The 509-nt window shown below is 67.6% G+C and carries 1 protein-coding gene; it reads right to left on the reverse strand.

Going from position 1 to position 509, the window contains the following annotated elements:
- A partial coding sequence (locus CSC70_RS14455; RefSeq protein ID WP_162457240.1) for an SIS domain-containing protein occupies nucleotides 1–509 on the reverse strand: 509 nt, incomplete at both ends.

A 509-nucleotide genomic window follows, 5' to 3' on the forward strand; every position in this document is an offset into this window, starting at 1 on the left:
TTCCTGCGCTGCACCCAGGCCCAGGCCGCGGCCGAGCACGAACAGGTTGTGCGCAGGCGCCAGGCCGGCGGCGAGCGCGGACCAATCGGCCTGCCACGCGCTGAGCAACTGCTGCGGCAATGCGTCGAGCGCGGCAAGCAGGGAGGGGTCGTTCTTCCCCACCGCGCCCAGATGCAGGACCGCGGCCAGCGAAGCGAGATAACTCTTGGTGGCGGCCACGCTTCTTTCCGGGCCTGCGCCCAGCGGAATCACCACCTCGGCCAGTTGCGCCAGCGGCGAATCTTCCACGTTGACCAGGGCGACCACGCGCGCGCCGGCAGCCTTGGCGGCTTCGGCATTACGCAGCAGATCCGGGCTCTTGCCCGATTGCGAAATCACAATGTACAGCGCGCCACGCAGTTGCAGCGGCGCTGCATAGACCGAGCCCACCGATGGCGACGCAGATGCGGTGACGATGCCGAGCTGGGTTTCGAACAGGTACTTGGCATAGGTGGCCGCATGATCGGAGC

The sequence above is a fragment of the Pseudoxanthomonas kalamensis DSM 18571 genome (genome assembly GCF_010211745.1).
In the GTDB taxonomy this organism is placed as follows: domain Bacteria; phylum Pseudomonadota; class Gammaproteobacteria; order Xanthomonadales; family Xanthomonadaceae; genus Pseudoxanthomonas_A; species Pseudoxanthomonas_A kalamensis.